Annotated in this window: 13 protein-coding genes and 1 pseudogene; 2 read left to right on the top strand and 12 right to left on the bottom strand. The window is 34.9% G+C overall.

Translation table 11 applies throughout. From position 1 onward, the window contains the following. Positions 1 to 7: 7 nt before the first annotated feature. A pseudogene (locus BQ5367_RS11340) lies at positions 8 to 1,240 on the bottom strand (IS1634 family transposase); the annotation flags it as partial. Positions 1,241 to 1,692: 452 nt separating this feature from the next. On the opposite strand from BQ5367_RS11340, the gene rpsD reads away from it, so the two are divergent. Further along, positions 1,693 to 2,295: a 30S ribosomal protein S4 gene (rpsD, locus tag BQ5367_RS11335; RefSeq protein ID WP_071442597.1), complete on the top strand. Its 603-nt coding sequence runs from the start codon at positions 1,693 to 1,695 to the stop codon at positions 2,293 to 2,295. A gap of 222 nt (positions 2,296 to 2,517) precedes the next feature. Beyond that, entirely contained in the window at positions 2,518 to 2,832 is a 315-nt protein-coding gene (locus tag BQ5367_RS11330) for a single-stranded DNA-binding protein (RefSeq protein WP_071442596.1), read from the top strand. Between the two features lie 39 nt (positions 2,833 to 2,871). Here BQ5367_RS11330 and yfmH read toward each other — a convergent pair whose 3' ends face one another. From yfmH to BQ5367_RS11275, 11 genes are all read right to left on the bottom strand, one after another. Further along, entirely contained in the window at positions 2,872 to 4,152 is a 1,281-nt protein-coding gene (yfmH, locus tag BQ5367_RS11325) for an EF-P 5-aminopentanol modification-associated protein YfmH (RefSeq protein WP_071442595.1), read from the bottom strand. Further along, positions 4,145 to 5,410, bottom strand: a complete 1,266-nt coding sequence (yfmF, locus tag BQ5367_RS11320) for an EF-P 5-aminopentanol modification-associated protein YfmF (RefSeq protein ID WP_071442594.1) — start codon at positions 5,408 to 5,410, stop codon at positions 4,145 to 4,147. The genes yfmH and yfmF overlap by 8 nt, the downstream gene beginning before the upstream one ends. Positions 5,411 to 5,464: 54 nt before the next feature. Further along, positions 5,465 to 6,412, bottom strand: a complete 948-nt coding sequence (locus BQ5367_RS11315; protein WP_071442593.1) for a D-2-hydroxyacid dehydrogenase — start codon at positions 6,410 to 6,412, stop codon at positions 5,465 to 5,467. Positions 6,413 to 6,458: 46 nt separating this feature from the next. Beyond that, positions 6,459 to 8,600 (bottom strand): polyribonucleotide nucleotidyltransferase, encoded by a 2,142-nt coding sequence (gene pnp, locus BQ5367_RS11310; protein WP_071442592.1) that lies wholly within the window; start codon positions 8,598 to 8,600, stop codon positions 6,459 to 6,461. A gap of 85 nt (positions 8,601 to 8,685) precedes the next feature. Next, on the bottom strand, positions 8,686 to 8,952 hold the full coding sequence (rpsO, locus tag BQ5367_RS11305; protein ID WP_071442591.1) for a 30S ribosomal protein S15: 267 nt from the start codon (positions 8,950 to 8,952) through the stop codon (positions 8,686 to 8,688). A 121-nt stretch (positions 8,953 to 9,073) separates the two neighbouring features. Then, entirely contained in the window at positions 9,074 to 11,212 is a 2,139-nt protein-coding gene (locus BQ5367_RS11300; RefSeq protein WP_071442590.1) for a Tex family protein, read from the bottom strand. 53 nt (positions 11,213 to 11,265) lie between these two features. Beyond that, on the bottom strand, positions 11,266 to 12,468 hold the full coding sequence (pepT, locus tag BQ5367_RS11295) for a peptidase T (RefSeq protein ID WP_071442589.1): 1,203 nt from the start codon (positions 12,466 to 12,468) through the stop codon (positions 11,266 to 11,268). 52 nt (positions 12,469 to 12,520) lie between these two features. Further along, on the bottom strand, positions 12,521 to 12,877 hold the full coding sequence (locus BQ5367_RS11290) for a hypothetical protein (RefSeq protein ID WP_071442588.1): 357 nt from the start codon (positions 12,875 to 12,877) through the stop codon (positions 12,521 to 12,523). 48 nt (positions 12,878 to 12,925) lie between these two features. Further along, complete coding sequence (locus tag BQ5367_RS11285; protein WP_071442587.1) at positions 12,926 to 15,037, bottom strand: transglutaminase-like domain-containing protein; 2,112 nt, start codon at positions 15,035 to 15,037, stop codon at positions 12,926 to 12,928. Between the two features lies 1 nt (position 15,038). Then, positions 15,039 to 15,962 carry a DUF58 domain-containing protein gene (locus tag BQ5367_RS11280; RefSeq protein WP_071442586.1) on the bottom strand — a complete coding sequence of 308 codons (924 nt, stop codon included), beginning with the start codon at positions 15,960 to 15,962 and terminating at the stop codon, positions 15,039 to 15,041. After that, a complete protein-coding gene (locus BQ5367_RS11275) occupies positions 15,952 to 16,893 on the bottom strand; it encodes an AAA family ATPase (RefSeq protein WP_071442585.1) in 942 nt (313 codons plus the stop codon). Before BQ5367_RS11275 ends, BQ5367_RS11280 begins: the two co-directional genes overlap by 11 nt. Positions 16,894 to 16,915: the final 22 nt, after the last annotated feature.

The raw sequence follows: 16,915 nt of genomic DNA, 5'->3' as shown, positions 1-16,915 counted from the left end.
TAGTACCAGTCTTCTTCACAAAGCGAGCAGGATCGTTCGGATTCCTTCTCTCCTTCTTCAATTTATCTCCACTTTCGATCAGCTTCTTTGCTCGTTCTAATTGCTGCTCTCTGATCTTTTTCTGATAAGCTCTGTATTTTGGCGAATAGGTAACGATCATGGTTTCTGACAGTTTTTTTGATTCGATCGGCACTTCTTTATAGTAGATGGTTTCGTATACTTCAGGATTCGTCTCATCCAGAGCAGAAATATCGATCCATTCGTTACTTCCCGGCTTTCTGAACTGTTTTGGATCTAAGGCAGTTTCCCGGTATTCCTGTTTCAGCTTTTTCAGTGACTGGGTAACTACATAGCCTCTTCCGCCCATGTCATTGAAGAGCCTGTTGTCCTGAGAAGCGAGTCCGGAATCTGAACAGAAAATGAATTCAGAGCATTCGAAATCACGGATGACCTTCTGTTCGAGAGGTTTTAGAGTTTTCTGTTCATTCTGACTGCCTGGATAAATATCAAAAGCAAGAGGAATACCGTCTGCATCCATAAAGAGTCCCATTCCAACGATAGGATTAGGTCTATGTTCTTTGCTCTTGCCATATTTCCTCAATTCATCGGATTCTTCAATTTCAAAATAATAGTTAGTACAGTCATAATAAAGAATCTTCGTATTTCTGCTGTGTACGAAATGACTATTGCGATAGAGTTCGGACTGGATATAATCAGACTCGCCTGCAAGGACAGAAAGAGAACGATACATGTGATGAAGATCATACTCAGGCTGTTCCAGAAGAGTCTGTGCAAAAGAATAAGTGCTCTTCTTGCTGGCAGGATAAAGGATACGGGCATAGACCATATCAAGCAGGATATCCTGAAAAGGATATTCATAATCATGGCGATTCCTGATATTCCGGCAAATATTATCGAAACGCAGATCAGAGCATAGCGACTGAAGGAAGAGATAGCCGCAGTTGAAATTTCTTTGCTCGTTTAATTTGATCTGCATATTAGGATGAAAAGGGATAGAAATGGTTTCGTTTTCTTTTTTATAGGAATCGGTAGCAAGTTTAGCCTGCTGTTTCGCCCAGGCAATGACCTTATCCCTGTCATTATCATGAAGAGGGAGCAATTGATCCATGGAACCAAGCTTTTTAAAGATTTTAGAAGTACTTTTTCCATTCCTATCACGGAAAGAATGAATAATATAAACCTGTTCTGCATTTGTAGATTTACTGATACTGACACGCATAAAATATCACCAGATATATTATAACACAGAATACCACAAAACACTACATATAAAAACATAAAAATTGACAAAATTTCATTAAAAAAAAGCTTATTTTAAGCCTTATATTAAATATCATTAATTTGATAAGGTGTTAAACTCCCGCCTTGAATCACTAATCTTCAACTTTTTAGTCGATTCAGATCATTCACCCTTTTATTCATGTAAAAAAAAGCTTAAAAACCCCATTTAAAGCCATTTTTTATTTGACTTCATTTCCATAATCTGTTATCATAAATAAGCGTCAAAATGATGGCAGCAGGCAAAGTCTGGCTATCTGCGTCAATAACCAAAGAGTGATTCAAGTAGCACGGCTGCATTGGTGAAAGAATCGAATATTGACACACAGGCAGATGATTTGCATCTGTTATTGTTTTATGCACACCATAAAACAATTATAGGAGGAAAAAATTATGGCAAGAATTACAGGACCTGTTTGGAAGAAGTCTCGCCGTTTAGGATTTTCTGTATTAGAAACTGGCGAAGAACTGACAAAGAGAAATTATGCACCTGGTCAGCACGGACCAACAAAAAGAGTAAAGCTGACAAACTACGGTTTGCAGCTGAGAGAAAAGCAACGTATCAGATACATGTATGGCGTTAACGAAAAGCAGTTCCACAACACTTTCGTAAAAGCTAGTAAGATGAAAGGTGTTAAAGGTGACAACTTCTTATTCATGCTTGAATCAAGACTTGATAACCTGGTTTACAGAATGGGTTTTGCAAGAACTCGTAGAGGAGCAAGACAGTTAGTTAATCACGGACACATTTTAGTAGATGGTAAGCGTGTGGATATTCCTTCATGCCTGATCAAACCAGGACAGACAATTTCTGTAAAGGAATCTATGATGAACAACAGCGCTATCAATGAAGCATTAGAAGCTACATTAAATACAGTTGCTTTCGTAGAAGTTGATAAAGAAGCTAAAAAAGGTGTTTACACACGTTATCCTGAACGTAGTGAATTAAATCAGGAAATCAATGAAGCATTAGTTGTTGAATTCTACAACAGATAGTCGTAAGCCCCATATGGGGCTTTTTCTATATATATAATAACAATAGGCATTTCTTGCCTGTTTTTTTATTATTTCCAAAATTTGTCTATATCATGAATATTTGAAACCAAGATCTCTTTATATTCCTTTCTATCATTATAAAAAAATAATACTGGACAAATATCTTTTTTTGACGAAAGAAAGCATTTATCATATCCTAGTATACGAAAAGGAGGTCAATTTATGATTAATACATTTATTGTAGAAGGAAAACTCAAAGAAATCAGCGAAATCAGAGAAACAGATAAAGGAATCAAGTTTTCTCGTGTCACGCTTGATATCGAACGTAACTTTCGCAACAGTGAAGGTTTTTATGACGAAGATACGATTGAAGTAGAATTATGGAGAGGAACTGCGGAAATCTGTTGTGAAAACTCTAAAGAAGGTGACATCCTCAGTATTCAAGGACGTATTCAATCTTCAAAGTTAAAAACAAACGAAGGAAAACCTTTTATCGCTTACAAATTTGTCGCAGAAAAAGTATCCTTTCTTTCTTAAAGCAGCGATTCATTTGAATCGCCATTATAAAAAGAGGCATTAGCCTCTAAGCGGTTGACATTCAATAAATGAGAAATGAGTCAGATCTAATTTATCTACAGCTTTACAAACATCTTCAAGCATTGTATTTTCAATCATATCATATACTTCAAAAAACGAAAGCTGATTGAAATAATTACGAATATAAGTAACAGCAATTCCCTCAAAATCATTCAACTCACGTATATTTTCTCCATAATATCTTCGCTTTAACTGATCAAATATCTCTTTCTTTAGCGGAGTACTCTTCATCTTTTTTAATTGTTTAAAGACCATTTGTTTAAATTCTTCAATTTTATCCGTTTCACTATAAAGCATGCAGTAGCCATAATCTTCACCAAAATCAAATTCATATCCAAAGAAATCGTTGATAATTTCCTGATCTAGCCATTCCTGATATTCATCATTGATAGAAGAGAATAACGCATCAAAATAAAAACGGAGATAAAGTTCTGTTCGACAACGTTCTTTTGGATCAGTAATACCCTTCAATTTGAAAGCAAGATTTACCTTCGGACGATTAATATCCATTTCAAAAACAACATGTTCTTTAACTACTTCTTTTGGCTCATATATATATTTACGTTTTGCCGCACTAATATTCGCAAATTTCTTAGAAGATTGATTATTTTCAATGATATTCATTACTTCATCAGGATTTTTACCCGTTACTACGACACAAATCATGGAATGTGGATGATAATTGTTATGGAAACAACGCTTTAATTCATCCAAAGTTGTTTCATTAACACTTTGAGTCGTACCTCCAACATCATATTTTAGAGGATGTTCATGGTAGAGTGCCGCAAAGCTTTCTCTAACAAGACGAAAGTCACTCATCTGCTGATACATATTCAATTCTTGAATGATAATTCCCTTTTCCTTTTCAACACTTTTCTCATCGATATCTAAGCTTTGAGTAAAATCAAGAAGTAAATTCAACGGTTCTTTTAAGTCATGGCTTGTCTGAAAATAATAACAAGTCATATCATAAGTCGTAGCTGCATTCACATTTGCTCCCATTCTAGAAAAATCTTCCATTACATCACGGTGTGCACATTCAAACATCTTATGCTCAAGAAAATGGGCCACACCTGAGTGATATGTATACTCATTACCTTTTGAATCAATCTGTAAAACATCAAAAGCTCCCATAGGTGTCGCCATGATTGCAAAACTTTTTTCATAACCTTCTTTATGCCAAATGACTACTCTTAATCCATTTTCTAATGTTGTTTCATAGTAGCATTCCTTATATTTATCTGATAGAACCTTATTCATAAGCTTTCTCCTTTGAAGCACATATAAAAGTAGCAACGTGTGTCATTTTTTGAAATACCTTAACTACATCTTCCTTAGTAACAGCTGATACTGATCGAATATTTTCTTCTATTGGATAATTGCGCTTTAATATAGAGTTTCCTAGCTGATAACCAATAATACTGCTCATTTCATCAAGCGAATTCATCAATGCTCCGATCAACATCTTTTTCGTTGTTTCAAGAAGATCATCACTGATATCTCCCTGTTTACAACGTTCCATCTGTTTTTGAATCAAGTTTAATGTCTTGTCTATATTTTCTTCTTCAATACCCGTTGAAATCAAACACGCACCATCATAAGAAATAAGATTTGATGAGATGGAATAACAAAGTGAATTTTGTTCACGAACTACTTGAAAAAGATAACTGCTTGGAAGCTGACCCAGTATTCCATTAGCAACTTTCAAAGCTGGATAATCGGGATCTTTTACAGTGGTTTGAGTTGCATAGACCATAGCAATATTTGTTTGGGGCTGATTTCTTTCTTCCCTGCTGAATCCAAATTCTTGTGGCTTTAAAAGATAGAACGTTTCATAATTAACTTTTCTATCAACAAAATTCAACTTCTGAGCCACTAATTTAAAAAGAGCATTTTCATCGATATCACCACAAACAATAATTTCAATCTGATCCTCTTTTAACATTGAATGATAACAGGAAGTAACATCTTCCTTCTTTAACTTTTCAAGAGATTCTTTGCTTCCTCTTACACGAACGCTAAGCGGCTGATCTTTACCAGCTATTTCAAAAGCTTTCATGACGGTATAACTTTGAGCATCATCTTCTTTACGTTTAATTTTTGAAAGCAAAATACTTTTATTTTCCTGAAATAAATCTTCATCAAATTTTTCATGATTCATTAATGGGTGAAACAATACCTCATTTAAAAAATTCAACCAATCATTTAAAATATTGTGATTTTCATGAATATAAAGTGGATTAATAATTTTACTACGAATTTCTATGCAATGTGCTTTTCCATAAGTAACTGCTCGGCTTCCAAGAGAACAGCCATATAAATGATCAGCTACCTCATTCATTTTTTTCTTAGTATCATAACGGTTACAGCGATCAATTAACATCATTGAGAGCAGTGATCTCTCAGTTGCTTTTTTTTCTTCATTTTTATTTATAAAATTGATGGATATACAGATATCTTTAAACTTTTTACTTTGAATAAAATTCAATGTAACACCTTCGGCAATCGTTTTAATCATAAAATTCCTCCCATACTAGTATAAACATTCAATTTACTTTAACACAATATTCAATCATTTCACATCAATTCGATAGCCGCTATCCAAATCAACCAGATTTAAACATAGGCGGTTTTCAGTCAATCGACGTACATTTTCAAGACATAAGCGAATATACTTGTCTCGGGTACTTTTCCATGTAAATCCACCAGCACTATGAGGCGTGATCAATACTTTTGGATTTGACCATAAAGGATCCTCTAAAGGTAGTGGTTCAGGATCTGTTACATCTAAACCTACACCGCCAAGATGGTATGGAAGAACTTCAATAAGATCATCATGAATGATAGCACTTCCTCTTCCTACATTAATTAAAATGGCATCTTTCTTCATTTTAAGCAATCTTTCTTTATTAAAAAGACCCTTTGTTTCTTTTGTATGTGGCAAGCAAAGGATCACTGTATCCATATCACCAATAATGTCATCCAATTCATCGATCGTCTTAATCTCGTCAAAATATTTTAATTGCTTCGTATTTCGTCTTTTGATACCAGTAATATGACAGTCAAAAGAACACAGCCTTTTCGCTGTCTGAGTTCCTAAATCTCCACACCCTACAATACAAACACGAGAATGAAAAACTTCTTTTCCCTGATGAAGATTTTTCCATAAGTGCTGATCCATATGATGTATATAAACTGGAATATTTTTAGAAAGAGCCAAAAGAAGAGCAAGGACATGTTCACTAAGAGGTACCCCGTAACAGCCACTGGCATTGCATAAAAGCGTATTAGGATGGATCCGGTTTACAAAAGTATCACTACCTGCACTTCTTAACTGAATCATTTTTATATGTTCTTTCTTTATATCTAAATCAGACGATGGATTCCCTAAAATGATCTGAGCTTCATCAACATCTTTCTGAGAAATTTTCTGAACAAATTTTAAATGATGTCCTATAAGTCCTTCTTCTAAAAATTTTCGCTCTGTATCATTAAAACGATCTTGTATCAATATTTTCATACAGCCTCCTTTTAAAAGAGATTTGCGTTTAGCGCAAATCTCATAATTACTCAGCATTTTCTTTATTAACCTTTTTAGGTTTTGGTTTTTCAAGCAAAGCCTTACGAGATACATTGACTTTTCCCTTATCATCGATCTCCATAACCTTAACTCTTACGATATCTCCCAGTTTTAAAACATCTTCAGGCTTTTCAACTCTTTCATGTGCAATCTTAGAAACATGAAGCAATCCATCACAGCCTGGGAACAATTCTACAAAAGCTCCAAACTTCTCAAGTCTGACAACTTTCGCATCATAGATTTCACCAACTTTTGCTTCACGCACAATATTACTGATCATATCTGCTGCTTTTTGGATTGGTTCACGATCCATATGATAAATCACGACGTGTCCAAAATCGTCAATATCAATTTTTACATCATCACATGCAGCAATGATCTGATTAATCATCTTACCACTAGGGCCGATAACATCACGAATCTTTTCAGGTGAGATCGTCATCTGATAGATCTTAGGTGCATATCGACTTACTTCTTTACGTGGTTCACTGATAGCACCCATCATATTTTCCATGATCTGCTCTCTACCTTTGTGTGCTTGTGCTAAAGCTTCTGTTAATATTTCACGAGTGATTCCATCAATTTTGATATCCATCTGTAAAGCAGTGATACCATTTTTAGTCCCTGCAACTTTAAAATCCATATCTCCATAATGGTCTTCCATACCTTGAATATCCGTCAAGATCGTATAGTTTTCTTTTTCCTTTACAAGCCCCATTGCAATACCTGCTACCGGTGCTTTGATAGGAACCCCTGCTGCCATTAATGCCATTGTTCCGGCACAAATAGATGCCTGTGAACTTGAACCGTTTGATTCTAATACTTCTGCAACGACACGGATCGTATATGGAAATTCTTCTAATGAAGGAAGTACCTGACTCAATGCTTTTTCACCTAAAGCGCCATGTCCGATTTCTCTTCTTCCTGGAGAACCCATACGTCCTACCTCACCAACAGAATATGGCGGGAAGTTGTAGTGATGCATAAAACGCTTTGTTTCTACCTCAGTAAGATCATCTACGATCTGATTGTCATTGACAGGTCCTAATGTACAGACTGACAGAACTTGTGTTTCTCCACGAGTAAATAAGGCGCTTCCATGAGCACGAGGCAACAAATCAACCTGAGAATTTAATGGACGTACTTCATCAATCTTTCTACCATCTGGTCTGATCTTATCTACTGTGATCAAGCGGCGAACTTCTTCCACAACGATATTGTGACAAATTTCATGTACTTGTTTTAAGACCTGAGCTTTTTCTTTTTCGTCTGCATATTCTTTTGCTTCATAAAGAGCAACTGTTTCTGCTTCTAAATCATCGATTTTTCCATAACGCTCCAGTTTTTCATGGATACGAACAGCTTCAACCATGCGCTGTTGTACATAATCACGAACTTCACGATTTAACTCTTCATCAATTGCATATAAAACTACTTCACGTTTTTCTTTGCCGCAATCTTGCATGATTTCTTCCTGGAACTGACATAGTTTTTTGATATATTCATGTCCAAACATGATTGCTTCGACCATTTCTTCTTCGCTTACCTCACTAGCACTGCTCTCTACCATATTGATAGCTTCTTTAGTACCAGCAACAGCTAATAAGATGCGGCTCTTTTCAATTTCTTCAACGGTCGGATTAATAATATATTCACCATCTACATATCCAACATAAACTCCAGCTATTGGTCCATTGAAAGGAATATCACTGATGCACAATGCTAATGATGCACCAAACATAGCTGTCATTTCTGGTGTTACATCTGTATCTACAGATAATACAGTATTTACAACCTGAACTTCATTTCTAAAACCCTCTGCGAACAGCGGACGAATCGGACGGTCGATCATACGTGCCGTCAATGTAGCATGTTCGCTTGGACGTCCTTCTCTCCTTAAAAATCCACCGGGAATCTTTCCGACGGAGTAAAGTTTTTCCTCAAATGTAACAGTCAACGGGAAAAAATCAATTCCTTCCTTTGGCTGTTTGCTGGCAGTTGCTGTTGATAAAACAACTGTATCATCATAACGTACTAAAACAGATCCTCCTGCCTGTTTGGCAATTTCGCCTGTTTCAACTGTGATCACCCGACCACAGAAATCTAAACTATATGTATGTTTAGCCATTCTTTCACCTCTATTTTCCTTGTCTATCTTATCATATTTTCATCACATTTGAAACAATAAAAAGACATCTTTCGATGCCTTTTCACTACTTTCTTAAATTTAATCTCTCAATTAGATTTCTATAGCGGTTTAAATCTTTCTTCTTCAAGTAAGCCAAAAGATTACGACGATGACCTACCATCTGAAGCAAACCACGCTGTGAATGATAATCATGTTTATGCTTCTTCATGTGTTCAGTCAAGTTATTGATATTAGCTGTCAATACCGCTACCTGAACTTCAGGACTACCTGTGTCACCTTCATGAGTCGCAAATTCTTGCATGATTCTTGTTTTTTCTTCTCTACTGATCATTTTATTTTCCTCCTATTTCTTTGCCGTTTCAATCCGAGACAGAAGTTGAGGATTCAACTATCACAGAATGAAACCTTTAGTATAATAGCATATTTTTTCATTAATCGCAATCATTATTTGATTAAATCGGTTCAACCATCGTAAGTTGTACTTTTTGTTTTTCTTCATCAATCTTTTTTACCCAAACATCAACGATATCCCCTACACTCACAATTTGTGATGGATGTGAAACTTTATCCTTTGTCATATTAGAAATATGAACCAATCCATCATCATGCAGCCCGATATCAACAAAAGCACCAAAATCAACAACATTACGTACCGTTCCCTGAAGCTTTTCATTTATTTTTAAATCTGATAACTCTAAGATATCACTTTTTAATAATACTTTATCAAAAGAATCTCGATAATCTCTTAATGGTGAAGATAAAGCATCACAAATATCTTTCCATGTATAATCATCACAACCTGTTTCCTGTTTGATCTTTTCTTCATCACAATTTTCTAAAGCTTCTTTTATTTTTTCTGTACCGATATCGCTGCTATCCACCTTCAAAGCCTCTAATATTTTATAAGTCAACTGATAACTTTCAGGATGAATGGCCGTTTTATCCAATACTTCATCGGAATCTATGATGCGTAAAAAACCTGCAGCCTGTTCAAATGATTTAGCACCAATCTTAGGAATTTTCTTAATTTCACTGCGATTTTTGATTTTACCATGATTTTCACGATAATCTACGATTGATTGAGCACTTGCTGCACTCAATCCAGATACATTTTTTAAAAGTTCAACACTGGCTGTATTAATATTAACACCCACTAAATTTACTGCTTTTTCTACAACAAAATGTAAACGTTCCTTTAATTTTTTATTAGGAAGATCATGCTGATACTGTCCTACACCAATCGCTTCCGGATCTATTTTGATCAATTCACACAAAGGGTCCATCAGTCTTCTAGCAATCGAAATGGCACTTCGTTTCTCTACACTTAATTCCGGATATTCCTTACGAGCTAATTCACTTGCGCTATATACCGAAGCACCTGCCTCACTAACAAGTGTAAACTGAACATCATAATGATATTCCTGAATAAATTGAGCAACAAACTTTTCACTTTCTCGAGATGCCGTTCCATTGCCAATCGCAATCACTTCCACATGATAAGTATCAATCAATCGTTTTAGTTCTTCCTTGCTTTGTTTCACTTTAGCATTCGGCTCATGCGGATATATAACACTTACTTCCAGCATTTTTCCCATCTGATCAATCACTGCTAATTTACATCCTGTACGGAAAGCGGGATCAAAGCCAAGAATCACTTTATCTTTCAAAGGTGGCTGAAGCAAGAGTTTTTCTAAATTCATCGAGAATACATCCATGCTGCTGGCTTGGGCTCTTTCAGTCAATTCACTACGAATCTGATTCTCAATGCTAGGGATTGCTAAACGGGTACATCCATCTTCGACTGCTTTTTCTATAAGAACTTTACATTCTTCACTCTGATAGCGAACAAATTTTCTAATAGCATAGTTTATACAGTATTGATGATCAAAACTTATTTCACATGTGATGACCTTTTCCTTTTCAGCACGATTGATGGCCATAATATTATGATTCGCAATACGATCTACTCGTACTGAAAAATCATAATACATCCGATAGACCTTTTTCTCATCATCATGCTTCTTCTTTTCTTTGGTTACGATCCTGCCATAATGAAACATCGAATCATAAATTTTCTGCCGTATCTCAAGATGATCGCTTGCCATTTCCGCAATAATATCACTTGCTCCTTGAAGTGCCTCATCAATCGTTGGCACCTGTTCATTCATATATTTGGCAGCTTCCTTTTTCAAATCATGATCTTTATTTTTTAAGATCCACTCACTCAAAGGCTTCAGACCTTTTGATATTGCTTCGCTCGCTCTTGTTTTACGCTTTTGCTGATAAGGACGATAGATATCTTCTACCTGTGAAAGCTTTACACAGGCTGCCAATTGCTTTTTGATTTCATCAGTCAGCTTCCCTTGTGTTTCAATCAGACGAGCAACATCTTCTTTTCTTTTGTCCAGATTTTGCTGATAAGTATATTTCTCAGAAATGCTACGAATCTGTTCCTCATCAAGTCCCTGTGTCATTTCTTTTCTATATCGTGCAATAAAAGGAACAGTATTCCCTTCTTCAAGCAATTTTAAAGCTGCTTCTGCCTGTTCTTTTTTTATATTCAGCTGTTGTGCTATTAATTCTAATTCCATATTATTCACCCTTTTTTATTATAATCAAAAACAATCAGATAAAAAGGCTTGACTTATGCAGATACGATCTTAAGCAGTACTTCAGTCATCTTTTCCATATCTTGAATGCTCACATATTCATATCGGCCATGATAATTTTCACCGCCAGTGCCTAAATTAGGACAATTTAATCCTTTATAAGTCAATGCCGCACCATCTGTACCACCTCGTATTGCTTCACTCTCTCCGCTTAATCCACATGCCTTTAATGCTTTTACGGCTCTTTCTACGCAACGCATATCTTTTTCAATATAACTTCTCATATTCTTATATTGTTCACGTATTTCCAAAACAATGACCTCATATCCATATCGCTGATTCATAAAGTCTCTGGCAGTTTCAAATTCTTTGATTTGTTGTGCTAATTTGTTTTCATCATGGTCACGTAATATATAAGAAAGCGTTGCCTGTTCACACTGTCCTTCAAAATCAGTCAAATGATGAAATCCCTCATATCCCTCAGTCACTGCTGGATCTTTAAAAGGATCTAAGCACGCATGAAATTGCATTCCTGCCAAAGAGGCATTCACCATTTTCCCTTTCGCATCACCTGGATGAACACTTTTTCCATGTACATGAACAATTGCTTCATAGGCATTAAAATTTTCATATGCAATGACATTAATATCACCACCATCTACCGTATAAGCATAGTCACAGTTAAAAGTTTCTAAATCAAAATTATCTGCACCACGTCCTACTTCTTCATCACAAGTAAATGCAATACCGATATATCCATGTTTTATTGAATCATCTTTAACGATATGCTCTGCCATGCTCATAATAATAGCGATCCCTGCTTTATCATCAGCTCCTAAAAGCGTTGTTCCATCCGTTACGATCAGATCCTGATGAAAATGCTGATAAAGGTTTGTAAATTCTTTAGGTGAAAGGATTGTTTCTGAATTTAGTACAATATCTTCTCCATCATAATTTCTAATGATCTGAGGATGAATATCTTTTCCTGAACAATCTGGGGAAGTATCCATATGTGCGATAAAACCTATTCTTTCCTTCACATCACTATTAGCTTCAATATGTGCATAAACCTCACCATATTCATTCATAAAAGCATTCTCAATACCCAATTCATGCAGCTCATCTACTAAAAACTGCGCTAGTTTTTTTTGTTTCATGGAACTTGGGGTCGTTTCTGAGTCAGGATCTGAAGTTGTATCAAATTTTACATAATTTAAAAATCTCTCTTCTATTTTCATAGTTATATCTCCTTTATATTTTCATTCATTATAATCAAATAAAAGCCATCTTTCAATCAAGATGGCCCTTTTCTATCATCATTTTTTTTATTTTTTCTAAAATCCAGACATAATCTGTCAACATATCTTCATCAGCATCTAGCTCTTTTAATTCCTGATAAGCCAAACGCATTGAATCAAAAGCTTCCCGCAAGATCTCTAAATCAGCCTCAAAGATAAAATAATGAAGACGATGAAAGAAAAATGAAATTCTTTGATACCATGTCAGTTCATGGGTCATAGGATACTTTTTCATTCTTTCCATACAATCAAGAAATTCAATTCTTAAAAGAACATCATAAAGATTTTGATAACAGCAATGCAAATGTACATATTCATAGTGATTTTTATATGCGATCATATCTTTCATGAGTGCATTCTAAATTAAAGAAAGCAAAAAGATTGTTGGATTTTAGTATTAGATCAAACATTTTACATATTTGTATAAAATCTTTTTTTGCCATGGCAATGAGCGATAAACCTCAAATGAAGACTGCCTTGCAAAATCAAGCAAAATTTCATATTCTTTTTCATCAAGACCTTCTTTTGAAAAACGGTTCTTTTCAAATAAAGAAAGTATTTTTTCATTGATCACTTTCTGATATTTCTCTATATGGCATAAATAACGATAAATTTCAAAAACTGCTTGCTGACGATTCGTCTGTGTAAGTTTTTTATTTAATAAACGACGATACAGAATACGATAAAGCATATACAGCAATGATAAAACTACAATAGCTAAAATCACGCCAATAATATGTAAATAAATTTGATTGGTGTTTTCTGGAGGATTATCTTCTATTGGATCATCAGATGGATCATCCGGCTGATTTCCAGAAGGATCACTAGATGGATTATTGGGTGTATCATTAGGCTGTTCATTTTGAGAAGATGATGGTTCATCTGGCGTTTCATTCGATGTCGAATGATTCATTCTGCCAACGGTTACCTCGATAGGAACCCAGCCATATGTATCATCAAATACTTCCACCCATGCGTGAGCATCAGAATCAACAACTTTTGCATTCATATAGGAATCAAAAGAAGAAGCATCTACATGATAACCCTCTGCATAACGGGCAGGAATGCCATAATAACGAAACATCAATGTAGCTGCTGTTGCAAAATGAACACAATAACCTCTTTTATTTTCTAGAAGGAAGTATTCTAGAAAATCTTTTCCATCTGGTATGGAACCTGGAGCAAGCGTATATCTATATTCACTAAGAACAGATAAAATACGGCTTGTTGCCTCATCTATTGACAGCCTTTCTTGACTAAGATCCATTTTATCTTTAAAGAGTATTTGTACATCATTTGGAACATCTAAATAATATTCATCTACAAAACTTGCATATCCTCCATATTTTCGATTAAAGGTAACTGTTTTAGGATTCCATACCTGATAAACAGCTGTTTCATTTTTATTCTGAAGCTTTATAAAAATATCACGATTCATCATATAATCAGCATCAATAGAACGCAAATAATAAGGAATAGGCGCATAAACGTTTCCTGACCTTAAATCTGTTACGGTAATATCTTCGGTATCAACAGAACTAACATCATATTTAACGATCCATTCATAAGAACGTTCAAATTCCGACTCACTCAATTCTGAGTAAGCTTCTTCTTCCAAAGCTTTCCAGCTATTATCCTCATAAATCGCTCCACTATAATATTTAAGATATAAATCTTCTCTTCTATTTCGTCGAACTTCAAGATGCTGAACACCTGTATAAAAACGATTGCCTGCCAGATTTAAATCAAGCCGGTCATCATCAAACTGTAATGTTGAGAAAAAAGTAATCAGTGAATTCACCTGATCCAAAAGAAAATCTATTGCAAAAGGTTTATAAGCCATCGCTTTAAATCTTGATTCACTCAGGACTTTCATGAAACCACCCGAAACCAGGCAAACTGAAAGACTTACGATCAAAAGCTGTCTGCCTCTTGCTTTCCAGTCAATCAAGATCTTTTTATCATTCAAGACAATAAAAAGCATAAACCAGAAAGCAAACTGCAAAATCATCAAAAACCAATTTAATTGAATTTGAAAAATCAAAGAAGGAGAGACAAAGATTAAAGTAACTGTAAAAATCAAGGATGTTTTTTTTCCGTTAAAAAGTAGACACATGATTTCTGAAACAAAAATCTGAAGCAATAAAAGGAGCATCAACACTTCATTTTGTATTTGATTCACAGAAAAATAAACATTAAATATTTGAAAATTTAATCCTGTATATATTCCGTATGTCTCTACAACTTCATTGTATACGTACATTAACGCATCAATCAAAATACTTTGATTCAATAAAACTAAGATCACACCGCCAACTAAAATGGCCCAGCGAATCCAGACATATTTTACATAATTCCATAAGAAATAAATTCCTACAGTAATGATAAGCAGCAATAAAAACGCTGCAAAACCACTATTTAAAATATCAAAATGATAAATAAGCATCAAAGGAGGAAGCATACACCCCAGGCAATAAAGAATAAAGGTAAGCAGATCATTCTTTTTCATCTTATTCACCTCCTTCAATACCCAAATCAGTAATCACCCATTCAGAATGAACAGAATTTCCCTCTAGTGCTTTTGGATTTGAAAGAATAGTCGTTAATACATTTTCATACTCTTTTAAATCAGATATCTTTTCTTCCATCAGCTTATTTTTTGAATACCATTGTATCTGACACTTTGATTTTTGTAATGTCAGATGATAAACAAATTGATATAAATAAGAAAGAACCTGTCGGCAGGATTCTTCATCTTTTGAAAGATCAAGAAACAATTTCATCGTCATACTTGAATCTTTATGTTTATCTTTGATCATTAATTTTGATTGACGATAGCTCACCTTATAATGAATATCCTTTATCGAATCACCCTCACGATATTCACGAAGATCATAATCATCTTTTTTTTGATAATTATAATACTGAAGCTTCTCATTTATCTGAGAATTTAATCTGCGATAAACTTCATCAATATATGGATAACAAATATCCTGCATCGTTTCCTGATATTTTATTTTTTTTGAAAAAAGGCCTAGCATATCAATGATTCTGCATGATTTAATAGAAATCACTGATTTACCTAATTTAAAATTAGATTCATCCAGAGGTATCACTACCTTGTCTCCACTAACAAGAAATTGTTTAGATTGTGAAAAAGAGGTATCCAAAAAAAGATTATGAATCACAATATCCACTTTCATTCGCCCTATAGGAAAAATACCTTTCCCTATAAATACCAATGTAGCATTTTTTTCTTGTTTGACGAATTGAAATGTAATTTTATGATGCATCATGAGCATGCTGAAAAGACTTATCAACATCATTGAAAACAAAAGCACGATCAGCAGCAATAAGTAGTAGGCTCTTGTTATAAGAAAAACAATGATAAGAAGAAAAGTTAACAGTAAAACAAACAAACGTCTAGCCAGCATTATTTTCACTCAGCGAAGGCTGCTGAACAGAATTCAGAACTTCCTGAAGAATCTGCCTTTTTAAATCATTTTCTTTTGATTGTCGAGCACTCGCCAATAAGATACGATGTCCTAAAACATCAAATAAGACTTCTTGTATATCTTTCGGAATAACATAATTACGATCATGAAGATAAGCATTTGCTTTTCCCATTTGAATCAAACAAATTGATCCACGTGGTGAAGCTCCCATTGAAAGCTGAGAATGAGAACGTGTCATATACACTAATTGAACAGCATATTTCATAATCTCATCATGAACAAAAATCTGATCTACTTCTTTCTGCATTTCCCGCAATTCATCAGCAGTAACTACTTGTGAAATCTGATAATTCTCAGGATGCTGTTTACGTCTTAAAATTTCAACTTCATTTTCAGCGCTTGGGTAACCGAGCGAAAGACAGATCATGAAACGATCCAGCTGACTCTCCGGAAGGAGCTGGGTGCCTGCAGATCCAAAAGGGTTTTGGGTTGCTATAACATTAAATGGATCATACGCTTGAAAAGTAACCCCATCTACAGTTATCTGGTTTTCCTCCATGACTTCTAATAAAGCAGATTGTGTTCTACTTGAAGTACGATTAATTTCATCAGCCAAGAAAAGATTACAGAAAACAGCTCCTTTATGTAATACAAAATTACCACTATTCTGATCAATAGCATTAAAGCCAACGATATCACTTGGCAACACATCAGGCGTAAACTGAATTCTGCGCCATTCAAGTCCTAACGCTTTCGCAAAAGCATTCGCCAGCGTAGTCTTTCCGACACCAGGCATGTCCTCTAGCAGAATATGTCCCCTGCTTAGAAGTGCCATCATGATCTTACTCACTTCATTTTCTTTGCCAACAACAACTTTATTGACTTCATCAATTATTTGTCTAGCTCTCATATTTCCCTCCTGTTTTTCTTAT

The organism is Traorella massiliensis, from assembly GCF_900104665.1.
GTDB lineage: Bacteria > Bacillota_I > Bacilli_A > Erysipelotrichales > Erysipelotrichaceae > Traorella > Traorella massiliensis.
This window is presented reverse-complemented; position numbering and strand designations above follow the sequence as displayed.

Coding starts and splice junctions, on each gene's coding strand:
- rpsD (WP_071442597.1), top strand. CDS start 1,693: ATGGCAAGAATTACAGGACCTGTTTGGAAGAAGTCTCGCCGTTTAGGA.
- BQ5367_RS11330 (WP_071442596.1), top strand. CDS start 2,518: ATGATTAATACATTTATTGTAGAAGGAAAACTCAAAGAAATCAGCGAA.
- yfmH (WP_071442595.1), bottom strand. CDS start 4,152: ATGAATAAGGTTCTATCAGATAAATATAAGGAATGCTACTATGAAACA.
- yfmF (WP_071442594.1), bottom strand. CDS start 5,410: ATGATTAAAACGATTGCCGAAGGTGTTACATTGAATTTTATTCAAAGT.
- BQ5367_RS11315 (WP_071442593.1), bottom strand. CDS start 6,412: ATGAAAATATTGATACAAGATCGTTTTAATGATACAGAGCGAAAATTT.
- pnp (WP_071442592.1), bottom strand. CDS start 8,600: ATGGCTAAACATACATATAGTTTAGATTTCTGTGGTCGGGTGATCACA.
- rpsO (WP_071442591.1), bottom strand. CDS start 8,952: ATGATCAGTAGAGAAGAAAAAACAAGAATCATGCAAGAATTTGCGACT.
- BQ5367_RS11300 (WP_071442590.1), bottom strand. CDS start 11,212: ATGGAATTAGAATTAATAGCACAACAGCTGAATATAAAAAAAGAACAG.
- pepT (WP_071442589.1), bottom strand. CDS start 12,468: ATGAAAATAGAAGAGAGATTTTTAAATTATGTAAAATTTGATACAACT.
- BQ5367_RS11290 (WP_071442588.1), bottom strand. CDS start 12,877: ATGAAAGATATGATCGCATATAAAAATCACTATGAATATGTACATTTG.
- BQ5367_RS11285 (WP_071442587.1), bottom strand. CDS start 15,037: ATGAAAAAGAATGATCTGCTTACCTTTATTCTTTATTGCCTGGGGTGT.
- BQ5367_RS11280 (WP_071442586.1), bottom strand. CDS start 15,962: ATGCTGGCTAGACGTTTGTTTGTTTTACTGTTAACTTTTCTTCTTATC.
- BQ5367_RS11275 (WP_071442585.1), bottom strand. CDS start 16,893: ATGAGAGCTAGACAAATAATTGATGAAGTCAATAAAGTTGTTGTTGGC.